At 33.5% G+C, this 14,116-nt stretch carries 13 protein-coding genes; 10 read left to right on the top strand and 3 right to left on the bottom strand.

The genetic code is table 11. From position 1 onward, the window contains the following. Nucleotides 1–43: 43 nt before the first annotated feature. The 4 genes from AC5LW9_RS00945 to asnB all read left to right on the top strand — a co-directional run bounded on the left by AC5LW9_RS00945 (nucleotide 44) and on the right by asnB (nucleotide 4,228). On the top strand, nucleotides 44–1,657 hold the full coding sequence (locus AC5LW9_RS00945) for an intermembrane phospholipid transport protein YdbH family protein (RefSeq protein ID WP_493456147.1): 1,614 nt from the start codon (nucleotides 44–46) through the stop codon (nucleotides 1,655–1,657). Nucleotides 1,658–1,668: 11 nt separating this feature from the next. Beyond that, the gene (locus AC5LW9_RS00940) at nucleotides 1,669–1,854 is read left to right on the top strand and encodes a YnbE family lipoprotein (protein WP_065738189.1); all 186 of its coding nucleotides are present in this window, start codon (nucleotides 1,669–1,671) and stop codon (nucleotides 1,852–1,854) included. A gap of 134 nt (nucleotides 1,855–1,988) precedes the next feature. Then, nucleotides 1,989–2,333 (top strand): YdbL family probable chaperone protein, encoded by a 345-nt coding sequence (locus tag AC5LW9_RS00935; protein WP_493456146.1) that lies wholly within the window; start codon nucleotides 1,989–1,991, stop codon nucleotides 2,331–2,333. Nucleotides 2,334–2,554: 221 nt separating this feature from the next. Beyond that, entirely contained in the window at nucleotides 2,555–4,228 is a 1,674-nt protein-coding gene (gene asnB / locus AC5LW9_RS00930; protein ID WP_493456145.1) for an asparagine synthase B, read from the top strand. Nucleotides 4,229–4,326: 98 nt separating this feature from the next. On the opposite strand, the gene satP is transcribed toward asnB, so the two are convergent. Continuing rightward, nucleotides 4,327–4,905: an acetate uptake transporter gene (gene satP, locus AC5LW9_RS00925; protein ID WP_334325281.1), complete on the bottom strand. Its 579-nt coding sequence runs from the start codon at nucleotides 4,903–4,905 to the stop codon at nucleotides 4,327–4,329. 233 nt (nucleotides 4,906–5,138) lie between these two features. Between satP and dnaK the strand changes: the two genes are divergently transcribed. The 4 genes from dnaK to AC5LW9_RS00905 all read left to right on the top strand — a co-directional run bounded on the left by dnaK (nucleotide 5,139) and on the right by AC5LW9_RS00905 (nucleotide 9,640). Beyond that, complete coding sequence (dnaK, locus tag AC5LW9_RS00920) at nucleotides 5,139–7,058, top strand: molecular chaperone DnaK (protein WP_493456144.1); 1,920 nt, start codon at nucleotides 5,139–5,141, stop codon at nucleotides 7,056–7,058. Between the two features lie 128 nt (nucleotides 7,059–7,186). Beyond that, entirely contained in the window at nucleotides 7,187–8,317 is a 1,131-nt protein-coding gene (gene dnaJ / locus AC5LW9_RS00915) for a molecular chaperone DnaJ (protein ID WP_065738194.1), read from the top strand. A gap of 187 nt (nucleotides 8,318–8,504) precedes the next feature. After that, nucleotides 8,505–8,999 (top strand): MarR family winged helix-turn-helix transcriptional regulator, encoded by a 495-nt coding sequence (locus AC5LW9_RS00910; RefSeq protein WP_493456143.1) that lies wholly within the window; start codon nucleotides 8,505–8,507, stop codon nucleotides 8,997–8,999. Further along, on the top strand, nucleotides 8,999–9,640 hold the full coding sequence (locus AC5LW9_RS00905; RefSeq protein WP_493456142.1) for a peroxiredoxin-like family protein: 642 nt from the start codon (nucleotides 8,999–9,001) through the stop codon (nucleotides 9,638–9,640). The genes AC5LW9_RS00910 and AC5LW9_RS00905 overlap by 1 nt, the downstream gene beginning before the upstream one ends. A gap of 226 nt (nucleotides 9,641–9,866) precedes the next feature. Here the strand turns inward: AC5LW9_RS00905 and grcA are convergent, their stop codons facing one another. Then, the gene (grcA, locus tag AC5LW9_RS00900) at nucleotides 9,867–10,250 is read right to left on the bottom strand and encodes an autonomous glycyl radical cofactor GrcA (protein WP_493456141.1); all 384 of its coding nucleotides are present in this window, start codon (nucleotides 10,248–10,250) and stop codon (nucleotides 9,867–9,869) included. Between the two features lie 251 nt (nucleotides 10,251–10,501). Continuing rightward, on the bottom strand, nucleotides 10,502–11,065 hold the full coding sequence (locus AC5LW9_RS00895; RefSeq protein WP_198236380.1) for a DJ-1/PfpI family protein: 564 nt from the start codon (nucleotides 11,063–11,065) through the stop codon (nucleotides 10,502–10,504). 254 nt (nucleotides 11,066–11,319) lie between these two features. Here AC5LW9_RS00895 and AC5LW9_RS00890 point away from each other — a divergent pair, with 254 nt between their 5' ends. Both AC5LW9_RS00890 and bglB read left to right on the top strand, forming a co-directional pair. After that, nucleotides 11,320–12,840 (top strand): MFS transporter, encoded by a 1,521-nt coding sequence (locus AC5LW9_RS00890; RefSeq protein WP_198227670.1) that lies wholly within the window; start codon nucleotides 11,320–11,322, stop codon nucleotides 12,838–12,840. Between the two features lie 48 nt (nucleotides 12,841–12,888). After that, nucleotides 12,889–14,028, top strand: a complete 1,140-nt coding sequence (gene bglB / locus AC5LW9_RS00885; RefSeq protein ID WP_086326276.1) for a beta-galactosidase BglB — start codon at nucleotides 12,889–12,891, stop codon at nucleotides 14,026–14,028. Nucleotides 14,029–14,116: the final 88 nt, after the last annotated feature.

The following is a 14,116-nucleotide window of genomic DNA, read 5'->3' as shown; positions in this document are numbered from 1 at the left end:
CTGGATGATTCCGGCAATAATTTTAGCTAAGTCGAGAACGAATATGGCTCGTTTAAAAAAACGCTATTGGATTTTACTCAGTATTTTAATATTTATCACGGTACTTGGTCTATTTGGTTGGCGTTATTGGCAAGAATTTAAACAAAAGTATGGATTCTCAATAAACTGGCAGGGTGCCCATATTAACCTATCCGGTCTTTCATTTGATCAATTAACGGTTAATAAAGAGGCGCAATTTACGGTTACGGCTAAAGATGTATTTATCTCCTTGTCAAAACTATCAGCGCAAAATCTTAATATTAATTGGCAATCAAGTGATAGCCAAATCGTCACAGATAATACCAAAAATATCATTGAAACGGCATCTGAAAAGCAAAATCAATCGGGGTTTGATTATTCATCCATACCAACCATTATTTACTGGCTACCATCGACGATCGATATTGACTCCTTGCGAGTTTATGAACAAAATAAAGAGCTTTTTGATGTAAAAATTACAGCAACGAAACAGCAACAAGCTATTCATTTGGATGTATCGGCAAATAACCAATATGTTGCCAATCTTTCGGCCACATTATTATTCAATCAAAATGATTTGCGTATTGATATCCAAAATGGTGTTTTAACCACTACTTTAAATCAGTTTGGTATAGAAAACGGGAAAATATTATTGCCATTCACGGGTTGGATTACCAATAATCGATTTGAATTCACTAATTCTGGTAATGCTTCAGTAACTATAGAGAAAGCGAATTTATCTGACGATACTATATTTAGCCGATTAAATGGAGCATTAACCTTTAAAGTACAATCTCCCATTCCGGTTGAGCCTAAACGAATATCAGCTACAGCTAAATTAACCCTTAATAAGTTCAATGGTATTTACAAAAACAGTGAAATAAAATCTGCTGCGGGTAATATCAATGTTGATATCAAAAATAAGCAATTTACTGTTTCAGTGCCAACACTCGATATACAAGAGATAAATATGGGGATCGCTTTGCAACAGGTAAAATTGTCTGGTAGTTATACCGCATCGTTTAATTCACCAAGCAAAGGTACGATTATTTGGAAAAAGGCACAAGCGGCTATTTTTTCAGGCTCTATCTTTCTTGAAGCCAGTAAATTGAATTTAGCTAAATTACCCCAACAATTTAATTTAAGGTTAAAGCAGATACAATTGAAAGATATTTTCGCCGCATATCCTGCTGAAGGACTGGCTGGTGAGGGTGCTATTGATGGATTATTACCTATTACGTTATTATCTATGAATAAAAAAGAAGGTGTAACTTTTAAGCCCATAATTAAAAAAGGACAGTTAACCACAACCAATCAAGGCTATTTACAGTTTGAAAATTCAGCTCTAAAAAATTATGCTAAAAGTAATCCTAATATGAAAATACTCACAGATATTATTAAAAATTTTCATTATACTAAACTAGATGGAACGGTTGATTATGCTGATGATGTTGCTAAATTAGGGCTTCATATCCAAGGATATAATTTGGATGTTGAAGATGGCAAAGCCGTCAATTTAAATGTAACATTAGAAGAAAATATCGCCAAGCTGCTCATGAGTTTACAATTATCAGATCAAATTAGTGAACCAATTCGTAAACGTATTGAAGCGCATTTAAAAAAGGAATCTGCAAAATAAGAGGTCATTTTATGATACGACGAGTTATTGCAATAATGATATTAGGTAGTGCGTTAATGGGATGTTCGCCAACGGTCAAAGTGCAAACGCCAAGCGAACCTATTAATATTAATTTAAATGTAAAAATCGATCATGAGATTAATATTAAAGTCGATAAGGCATTAGACAATATTATCAATAAATCTGGACTATATTAAAAAGTAAAATTTTATTAATGAGTGATTTATGGTAGGAAAATGGCAAAGATGGTTGATAATACAAATTATTATGCATGAAAAATCTTTTGCTACTTTTAAATTTAATGATAAAAAGTATGATTAAGGAGTGTGCTATGAGAATCTATAAAAAAGTGACAATAGCTTTATTTACTGCTGTTTTATCTTTTTCTGTATCAGCACTGACTTTAGAACAAGCCATCGATTCACTAAGCCAAGCTAAAGCGCAAGGATTAGTAGGAGAACAAGCAGATGGCTACTTAGGTGTAGTAAAAAATGAAGGCAATGCCAGTGAGATTGCAAATTTAATTAATCAAGCTCGCAAAGCACAGTACCAAAAAGTTTCTGCTGAAAGTAAAGTTCCATTAAATGAAGTGGAAAATCGAGCTGGTAGTAAAGCACAAGACAAAACGCCAGCAGGTCAATATATAAAGCAACAAGGTCAATGGCAAAAAAAATAATTGTGATCATTTTTGCAATGATAGGAAAAGTATGACGATATTGTACTTTAATTGTGTATCAATAATGTGTATGCTGTTTATTTAGAATTTTGCTCACATTCATTAATTTGAAAAGAGCATAATTACCAATAACAACAAAATGATATGAATATTTTCATACAGATAGTTAGTTTTTTACTTGTAAATTGTATCGCCTAGGCGATTTTAAATGGAGAAAATCAATGTGTTCGATTTTAGGTATTCTTGATATTAAATCAGATCCAGAACAACTACGAACAAAAGCATTAGAGCTATCAAGTCTACAACGTCACCGTGGTCCTGATTGGTCTGGTATTTTTGCTTCTGATAAAGCTATTTTAGCTCATGAACGTTTATCAATTGTAGATGTTAATACAGGATCTCAGCCACTTTATAATAAAGATAAAACTTTAGTTTTAGCAGTCAATGGCGAAATTTATAATCATCAAGAACTCCGAAATCAGTACAAAGATCGTTATGAATTTCAAACAGGCTCTGACTGTGAAGTAATCTTAGCTCTTTATCAAGAAAAAGGTATCCATTGTCTTGATGAATTACAAGGTATGTTTGCTTTTATCCTTTATGACATCAATAAAGGTACTTATTTCATTGGTCGTGATCACATAGGTATTATCCCTATGTATATGGGATATGATGAAAATGGTACGTTTTATGTTGCTTCAGAAATGAAAGCACTAGTACCCGTTTGTAAAACCATTGAAGCTTTCCCTCCTGGAAGTTATTTATCTAGTACTGAAGGTGAAATTAAAACTTATTACCAACGTGACTGGATGGACTACGAGAATGTAAAAGATAACAAGACCGATATTAATGCGTTACGTATTGCTTTAGAAGAGTCTGTTAAAAGCCATCTTATGTCTGATGTGCCTTACGGTGTGTTATTATCTGGCGGTCTTGACTCTTCAGTTATCTCTGCAATTACCAAAAAATTCTCAGCGCGCCGTGTTGAAGATCATGAAAAATCAGAAGCTTGGTGGCCCCAGTTACACTCATTTGCAGTAGGTTTAAAAGGTGCGCCAGATTTGAAAGCTGCGCAGGCTGTTGCTGACCATTTAGGTACAGTTCATCACGAAATTAACTTTACTATTCAAGAAGGTATTGATGCGATTCGTGATGTCATTTATTACATCGAAACTTATGATGTAACCACCATTCGTGCTTCAACGCCAATGTATTTAATGGCGCGTAAGATCAAAGCAATGGGTATAAAAATGGTTCTATCTGGTGAAGGTGCGGATGAAGTATTTGGTGGTTATTTGTATTTCCATAAAGCCCCAAATGCAAAAGAGTTCCATGAAGAAACCGTACGTAAATTAGCTGCGTTACATATGTACGACTGTGCGCGAGCAAATAAAGCTATGGCTGCTTGGGGTGTTGAGGCTCGGGTACCATTCTTAGATAAAAAATTCTTAGATGTGGCGATGCGCATTAATCCAAAAGATAAAATGTGTGGCAGCAACGGTAAAATGGAAAAACACATTGTTCGTGAAGCATTTGAATCTTATTTACCAGCATCGGTAGTTTGGCGTCAAAAAGAACAATTCTCTGACGGCGTTGGTTATAGCTGGATTGATACATTAAAAGAGATTGCTGAAAGCAAGATTACTAATCAGCAGCTAGAAAATGCAAAATTCCGCTTCCCTTACAATACGCCTGCATCGAAAGAAGCATACATGTATCGTGAAATTTTTGATGAATTATTCCCAGTTGAAAGTGCTGCCCATTGTGTACCAGGCGGTCCAACGGTTGCGTGTTCAACGGCTAAAGCAATTGAATGGGATGAATCATTTAAAAACTTAAATGATCCATCAGGCCGAGCGGCAGTTGGTGTGCATAATGATGCTTATAAAAAATAATCGACTTTAATCGCTCTTATTGGACATAAAAAAACGGGGATATTTCCCCGTTTTCATTGCTCACTTAAAAAAGTCAATTGTATGACTGCTTAATTTTATTAATGCGCTGCGCCTTTAGGTGCACCAATAGGCAAAATAGTACGACCAAATTGTTCGTTAATCACTTCTGCCATAGCCAAATAAATTGCACTTGCACCACAAATAATGCCTTCAAATCCAGCAATATGAATAATGCCATGATCACCTGAAATATTACCAATTGCCAATAGAGCAAATAACAGTGTTAGGCTAGCAAAAACAAATTGTAATGCTCGATTGCCTTTCAAGGTACCAATAAACATAAAACCAGTAAAAATTCCCCATAAAGCAAGGAAGATACCCACAAAGGTTGTATCAGATGGTGCAGTTGCTGGTGAAGTTGGTAAATACCAAATGCCAACTAATGCGATCCAAAAGAAACCATAAGAGGTAAATGCTGTTGTTCCAAACGTATTGCCTTTGCGGAATTCTAAAATACCAGCAATAACTTGTGCAAGACCACCATAAAAAATACCCATTGAGACAATTACAGTCATAACAGGAAAGAATCCTGCATTATGAATATTTAATAAAATTGTTGTCATACCAAATCCCATTAAACCTAAAGGGCCGGGATTTGCAAGTTTTGTTTGTTCCATAAAGATCCTATAAATTAAGTTCTACAATAAAAAAAGAGCGGCAATGATAAGTGCAGAGAACCCAGCAATCAAGATATATTAAAAAATTTTTATATTGCCCCTTGATATTAACAATATTGTTCCCATTTATTTGGAAACAAAAAATATTACTTTGTATAAATTTAAAGCTTGAAAATTAAAATTTAAGACTTATATACAAGAAATAAAATACAGGTTTTGAGGAGACAAAGATTATGGGTAAAATTATTGGTATCGATTTAGGTACAACAAATTCATGTGTTGCAGTGATGGACAATGGTCAAGCAAAAGTATTAGAAAATGCAGAAGGTGATCGCACAACCCCTTCCATTATTGCTTATACACAAGATGGTGAAATTTTAGTTGGTCAACCAGCAAAACGCCAAGCAGTAACAAATCCACAAAATACATTATTTGCTATTAAACGTTTAATTGGTCGTCGTTTTGAAGATGCTGAAGTACAACGTGATGTGGGTATTATGCCATACAAAATTGTAAAAGCTGATAACGGCGATGCGTGGGTTGATGTTAAAGGACAAAAAATTGCTCCACCACAAATCTCTGCTGAAGTATTAAAGAAAATGAAAAAAACAGCAGAAGATTATCTTGGTGAACCAGTTACTGAAGCCGTTATCACTGTTCCAGCTTATTTTAATGATGCTCAACGTCAAGCAACAAAAGATGCTGGTCGTATTGCTGGTTTAGATGTTAAACGTATCATCAACGAACCAACAGCAGCAGCACTTGCTTATGGTTTAGATAAAGATGTGGGTAACCGCACTATCGCAGTATATGACCTTGGTGGTGGTACATTTGATATTTCAATTATCGAAATTGATGATGTTGATGGTGAAAAAACATTTGAAGTATTAGCTACAAATGGTGATACTCACTTAGGCGGTGAAGACTTTGACTCTCGTTTAATTAACTACTTAGTTGATGAATTTAAACGTGAACAAGGTTTCGATCTTAAAAACGATCCACTTGCAATGCAACGTTTAAAAGAAGCTGCTGAAAAAGCGAAAATTGAATTATCATCAGCACAACAAACTGATATCAACTTACCATATATCACTGCTGATGCAACTGGACCAAAACATTTAAATATCAAAGTAACACGTGCAAAACTTGAATCTTTAGTAGAAGATTTAGTTAAACGTTCAATGGAACCAGTTAAAACTGCTTTAAAAGATGCTGGTCTTTCTGTATCTGATATTAAAGATGTAATTTTAGTCGGTGGTCAAACTCGTATGCCAATGGTGCAAAAAGCGGTTGCTGACTTCTTTGGTAAAGAGCCACGTAAAGATGTAAACCCTGATGAAGCAGTAGCAGTTGGTGCAGCAGTACAAGGTGGTGTGCTTGGTGGTGATGTTAAAGATGTATTATTACTTGACGTAACACCATTATCACTTGGTATTGAAACTATGGGTGGTGTAATGACTACCTTAATTGAGAAAAATACAACTATCCCAACTAAACATAGTCAAGTATTCTCAACAGCTGAAGATAACCAATCAGCAGTAACTATCCACGTGTTACAAGGTGAACGTAAACGTGCTGGTGATAATAAATCATTAGGTCAATTTAACCTTGATGGTATTCAAGCTGCACCTCGTGGTATGCCACAAATTGAAGTAACTTTTGATATCGACGCTGACGGTATTTTACATGTATCAGCGAAAGACAAAAATACAGGTCGTGAACAAAACATTACTATTAAGGCTTCTTCTGGTTTAAGTGAAGAAGAGATCCAAAAAATGGTAAATGATGCTGAAGCAAATGCCGATGCTGACCGTAAGTTTGAAGAGTTAGCTCAAGTGCGTAACCAAGCGGATCATCTTGTTCACTCAACTCGTAAAAAAGTGACAGAAGCTGGTGATCAACTATCAGCAGATGATAAAAAAGCGATTGAAGATGCCGTAAGCGCTTTAGAAGTTGCTGCTCGCGGTGAAGATAAAGCTGAAATTGAAGCAAAAATCAATGCGTTGATGGAAGCATCTAAAAAATTACTTGAATTAGAACAACAACAAGCTCAAGCAGGTCAATCTGCAAACCAAGCTAACAGCGGTTCTGCGGCGCAAGATGATGATGTTGTTGATGCTGATTTTAAAGAAGTTGATGACGAGAAAAAATAATAAGCATTGATAAAGATGTTTTTTAATGAGTTATTTCAACGAGTTTTAAACATGTAACACATTAAACGGGCGCGAGGTAACTCAAGCCCGTTTAGTTGTTTATGTTATGATAAAAATAAAGGTTAATTATGGCGAAGAAAGACTATTATGAAATATTAGGCGTAAGCAAAACAGCCACAGAAAGTGAAATAAAAAAAGCCTATAAACGCCTTGCCATGAAATATCATCCTGATAAAAATCAGGATAATAAAGCCGAAGCTGAAGCAAAATTTAAAGAAGTCAAAGAAGCATATGAGATTTTGACCGATGCCCAAAAGAAAGCTGCTTATGATCAATATGGCCATGCAGCATTTGAACAAGGTGGCGGCGCTGGAGCAGGTGGTTTTGGCGGTTTCGGTGGTTTTGGTGGGGGTGCATTTGATGATCTATTCAGTGACTTCTTCGGTGGAGGGCGTGGACGTGGTCAAACGGCATCACGAGGCGCTGATCTGCAATATAATATTACGCTAACGCTAGAAGAAGCGGCTAACGGTGTCAGCAAAGAAATTAAAGTACCAACTTGGGTCACATGTGATACTTGTCATGGACAAGGTACTGAAAAATCATCGGATGTCGTTACTTGTGATACCTGTCATGGTTCTGGTGTTGTACAAATGCGCCAAGGATTTTTTGCTGTACAACAAGAATGTCCAACCTGTCATGGTCGTGGTAAAGTTGTTAAAAATCCATGTAAGAAGTGTCATGGTGAAGGTCGTGTACAAAAAAATAAAACACTATCAGTAACTATTCCAGCGGGTGTTGATACTGGAAACCGAATTCGACTTGCTGGTGAAGGTGAAGCTGGTTTAAATGGTGCTCCAGCAGGTGATTTATATGTTCAAGTACAGATCAAACAGCATGCGATTTTTGAACGTGATGGCACTAATTTACATTGCGAAATACCGATTAACATTGTTTTAGCATCACTGGGTGGTGAAGTTGAGGTTCCAACCCTTAACGGAAAAGTAAGTTTAACCATTCCAGCCGAAACGCAAACAGGCAGAATGTTCCGATTACGCGGTAAAGGTATTAAATCATTGCGTGGTAGTTCGGTTGGTGATCTTTACTGTCATGTCGTAGTTGAAACACCAGTTAATTTAACCAGTAAACAAAAAGAGCTACTGAAAGAGTTAGGTGAAAGTTTTAAAGCGGACAAAAGCTCTAAACATAGCCCGAAAGAAAAAAGCTTTTTTGATAAAGTGAAAAAGTTTTTTGGTTAATATTAATCAATAATAATGCAATCGAGCCATTAAGGCTCGATTTTGTTATTGTCTTATTCATATTGTAATTTTTATCTTCTTTCCTTTCCTGCACATCCAATATTTAAAACAAATGTTTGACATTAAACCATACTTTATTTAGCATACAAAAATAGTAAGGGCACTAACTAATTTGTGAAATTTATATATGCAACTAGAAAATCGATATTTATCTTTTTGTAATATTTTGAAAAAAGAAAATACTATTAATTTAGAAAAAATTCGGACATGCTTTACTTTGTTATCAGTGTCTAGTTTGATTGATATTGAATGTTCTAAGCGTCTGCAACAATTTCACCTTTCAGAGAGTCGGTTAATTATTTTAGTTTTATTACAAGAATATCAAGAATTATCTTTACAAGAAATTGCAAAATATCTAGGAATAACTAAAGCTTCTACAACTACTCTCATTAGTTCATTAGTTAATAAGAAGCTAATATCAAAAAGAAACGATCAAAAAGATAAAAGAATTACTTTGGTTTCTTTAACTTCTGCAGGTACTGTCTTATTAACAGAAACATTGAAACAGCACAGTTTATGGATAGAAAAAATAACGAATAATTTATCTGATAATGATGTTGCTATATTTAAAAAAGTATTGAGTCAAATTTATGAAAATGTATTAACAAAGGATCTTACTTAATGAAAACAATTGAAGAATTAGAATTATTAAAACAAGGTATGATTGAACAATTACCTCAAGATATGTTAAATATCATGGAAAGTTCATTATCAGATATGTTAAGTAAAAAATTAGATAGTCATGCTTTGCAATATGGAGATATTGCACCAAATTTTTCATTACTATCAACAAAGAATCAGCCGATTAATTTATATAAATTACTTGAAAATAAACCAGTCGTAATTAGTTTTTTCCGTGGTAGTTGGTGCCCATTTTGTGTCAAAGAATTAGAACATTTCGAAAATAATTTAAAATTGATCCAACAAGAAAAAAATATGCATTTTATTGCCATTTCACCACAAAAATCTGAAATTAGTGCACAATTAAAAAAAGAAAAATCGCTATCAATTAATATATTATATGATGTTGAAAATCAGGTAGCTAATAAATTTGGTTTAGTTTTTACATTACCAGAAAATGTTAGAGAACTATACAAGTGTTTGGGGGCTTATTTACCTGATTTTAATGGTGATGATAGTTATAAATTACCTATACCTGCAACTTACTTAATTGGTCAGGATAAAAAAATTCATTTTGCTTATGTAAATGTTAATTATATGGAGCGAGCTGATATATCAGCATTAATTAATTCATTAGATTAAAATATAATTTATTACAATGATTTTTTAACAATTTTGATTTTTGGCGTTTAACCTTATCAATTTGCTTTGATCAGATAGTGGGGATTTTTTATTTTTGACTTAAAACTGGGATTATTAAGTTATTTAATAATTGTATAAGTAAATGATCATTTCAATAAAAAAAAGGATAATTTTCATTATCCTTTTTATGTTAATTATTATTAGGCACAAATAATATTAATACTAATTACATTTTTGTAGTAAAAGTACGTGCAATAACATCACGTTGTTGTTCTGCTGTTAAAGAATTAAAACGTACAGCATAACCAGAAACACGAATAGTTAATTGTGGATATTTTTCTGGATGTTTTACTGCATCTTCCAAGGTTTCACGACGAAGAACGTTCACATTTAAATGTTGACCACCTTCAACTTTGATTGTTGGTGCTACATCTAAAGGTACTTCGCGATATTCAAATTGACCTAATTCAGCAGTTGGAATAATTTGATCTTCTTTATAAACAGATTTAGCAGCTACACAACGAGCTTCTTTTGTTGAATTATCTAATAACCAAAAAGAGTTAAGTAGTGCAGCATTGTCAGCTTTAGTAATTTGGATACCTGTAATCATTTTTAAATCCTCCTAACGGGCCTTATTGCCCTTATTAATTATAGGTTAATATAGCACTTTCAAAATTTGATTAAAGTCAAAAAGAACTATCAATTCAATAAGTAATACCTTTGTTTAGCTTTTTCGCTGTAATTGCAATGCTTACAAGCAACTGTTTAAATTTTTTAAAATTTATTGTGTAATTTAGATGGAGCTTTTTTGAGGAAATTTAAAAGATACAGCAACAATTAAAACTCCAAAAATTAATATGATCAATAAGAGATATAAATATGTTCAGCTTGAAATTTAACCTCTTTTTTATCTATATTAAGCAATTCTCCAAGTGTAAAAGCAAATTTAAATGCCATACCGAGACCTTTACCACTAAAAAGATTTTTATCTAAAACGACATCTTGATCAACAAAAACACCGTCATGAGCATTTTTATACAAATCACCGGAGCATACGTACTTTCTGCCTTTGAGTAAATTGTTTTTATTTAATACTTTTACGGCAGCAGAGCAGATTGGACAGATCCATTTACCAGCAGCATCGTGTGATTGAATAAATTGAATTACATCGGGATTCTTACCTAAATTGATCGTTCCGTCAGGTCCACCAGGCAAAATGATAGCATCATACAGCGTTGATTGTTTTTCCATAAGTAACGCATGTGCTTTCATCTCAATATTATGATAACTAGTGACTATAATCTGATTTTGGCATGCTAATAAATGAACTTCAATTTTGAGACGACAAAGCGCGTTATAAATAATGATTGCTTCAGCTTCCTCAAAACCCTCTGCTAATAGAATAGCAACTTTTGGAACAGTCATATAAATACCCACAACTTAATTAAAATAAAATTTAAATTATTGTTTCATAAATTTTTTTTAAAAATAAAAAGATTTTGAAGAAAATAAGATATTTGTGATAAAAATCACGCCGACTTTTAAATTTTTGCCACTTTTATAAAAAGTTGGCATTCACGTTAAAGTTTAAGAAATTCTCTCACCATAGACTACAACTAGGATCAATCTAGAAGTGATACTTCTTTTTTGGGATAAGTTGGAAAATGTGTGGGGTAAATATGAAAAATAGAGTAATAGGATTAAAAAATTACTTAGCTTATGGTGGCGGTGATTTTTTAGGTGCAGGAACGACTGCATTAACTGCGGTATGGTTATTATATTTTTATACCAATTTCTGTGATTTAACCCCTATTGAAGCAACATTTATTTTTGCTGCAGCTAGAGTACTTGATGCCGTAATTAGTCCATTAATGGGATATTTAACGGATAATTTTGGTCGAACTCGCTTAGGTCAGCGTTTTGGTCGACGTAAATTTTTTATACTACTCGGGATCCCTCTCATTTTTAGTTATAGCGTAATGTGGGCTCCAGGTATGAGCTATATCTATTACTTATTAACTTATCTCTTCTTTGATATGGTTTACACCATGGTTCTTGTTCCTTACGAAACGCTTGTTCCAGAAATGACCGATGATTTTAAGCAAAAGACAAAATTTTCTGGTGCGCGTATATCTATGGCGCAATTGTCTGCAATTTTGGCGGGTTTTTTACCAGGCGTATTACTTACTTATTTTGGGAAAGATAATGCTATATCGTTTTTTTACGCCAGTTTAGTATTTTCCATTTTATGCTCTTTTGCTCTTTGTATGGTGTACTTATTTACTTGGGAAAGACCAAAAGAACTTAAATCTAAAGAAGCTTTACAAGCTGAACAAGAAGCCGCTTCATTATCATTCAAAGAAAGTATTCGTCATTTAATTATTGAACTCCTATCTACATTTAAAATCAAAATTTTCAGACAGCATTTAGGTATGTATTTAGGGGGATATATTGCACAAGATGTTTTTAATGCAGTATTTACTTACTATGTGATTTTTGTGTTATTACAAGAACCAACAGTTGCATCTATGCTAGTTGGTACTATGTCCATAACACAGTTTGTTGCGGTATTAGGAATGATGCCGTTATGTATTAAATATGGACCAGCACCTGCATATCGCGGTGTTATCACCATTTTTGGTATTAGTTGCTTAGCTTATGGTGTGATTTGGTATTACAACTTAAGTAATATTCATACACTATTAGTTACTGTATCTGCGATAGCTGGATTGGGACGCGGAGGTATCAACTATGTCCCTTGGAATATCTATACTTATATATCTGATGTGGATGAAATTATTACTGGTAAACGTCGCGAAGGAATTTTTGCCGGTGTAATGACTTTTACACGGAAAGCTTCTCAAGCAGGAGCGGTAATGTTAATTGGTATTTGTTTACAATACTCAGGGTTTGTCAAAGGGCAAAATGAGCAACCACCAGCGGTATCACAAACTATTTTAATCTTATTAGTCGTTGGAACTATCTTTGTTTTAACTTTGGGTTTTTTGATTTCATTAAAATTTAAACTTAATTTGAAAACTCACAAAATATTAATTGATGAAATTAATAATATAAAAGGAATTGGAACAAATTCAGAAAAAAGAATTAGTGATAAAGGTAAACCTATTGTTGAAATGTTGACTGGAATGCCAGTTGCCAAACTTTGGGGCAATAATAATATTGGTTATAAAGCTAAATAAATGAGTGTTAGTTGTTTTTATATAAATTTAATCAAAGGATGAGAAGAGATGCAAATATTTCCTGTAAAACATAGTAAATTGCTCTGTAAACCTGAGTACTTAATTTCTAGAACTGAGTTGCAAGAATTAATTCACAACATTATAAATAATTTAATTAATATAAAGGATGAAACAGGTGAATTTTTATTGCGCTTGGACGATGGACGAATTATTGATACTAAAGGTTGGGATGGATGGGAATGGACTCATGGCATTGGTCTTTATGGTATGTACCAATTTTATCAACAGACTGGCGATAAGACTACGTTAGACATTATTGATAATTGGTTTAAGCGACGTTTATCTGAGGGTACACCAACTAAAAATGTAAATACTGTATGTCCATTTCTAACATTAGCTTACCGTTATGAAGAAACTAAAAATCCAGTTTTTCTACCATATTTAGAACGCTGGGCAGATTGGGTAATGTATGAGATGCCTCGAACTAAATTTAAAGGTTTACAACATATCGTTTATAACAATGAAAATCATCAACAACTCTGGGATGATACATTGATGATGAGCGTATTACCTATTGCCAAAATTGGTAAATTACTCAATAAACCTCAATACATTCAAGAAGCAATTTATCAAATATTAATTCACATTCAATATTTAATGGATCGTCAAACAGGTCTTTGGTTCCATGGATGGACTTTTGAAGGTAATCATAATTTTGCTAAAGCAAGATGGGCCAGAGGAAACAGCTGGTTAACCATAGTGATTCCTGAATTTATTGAACTACTTGATCTTCAGGAACATGACCCTATTGGTAAAATGTTGATTGAAGTTTTAAATGCTCAAGTGGAAGCATTAGCCAAATATCAAGATGAAAGTGGTTTATGGCATACCATTATTGATGATGCTAACTCGTATTTGGAAACATCAGCAACTGCAGGTTTTGCCTATGGAATATTAAAATCAATAAGAAAACGTTATATATCTGATGATTACAAAGTTATTGCTGAAAAAGCAATTAAAGGTGTAATGGCAAACATTAATGATAAAGGTACACTCTTAAATGTTTCATTTGGAACGGCAATGGGTAACGATCTGGAGTATTATAAAAATATTCCACTAACATCGATGCCATACGGACAATCTATGGCGATTTTATGTTTAACAGAATATTTAAGAGTCTTTATTTAAATTGCATAAAATTGATTAGCAATAGGCTTATTATTATTTTTAGGTATAATTATTGCAACCAGTAAATAATGTTGTTGAGCCATAAATA

The organism is Gilliamella sp. LMG 34360 (assembly GCF_984568995.1).
The sequence above is the reverse complement of the archived record's forward strand: the minus strand, read 5'-3'. Positions and strand labels throughout refer to the sequence as shown.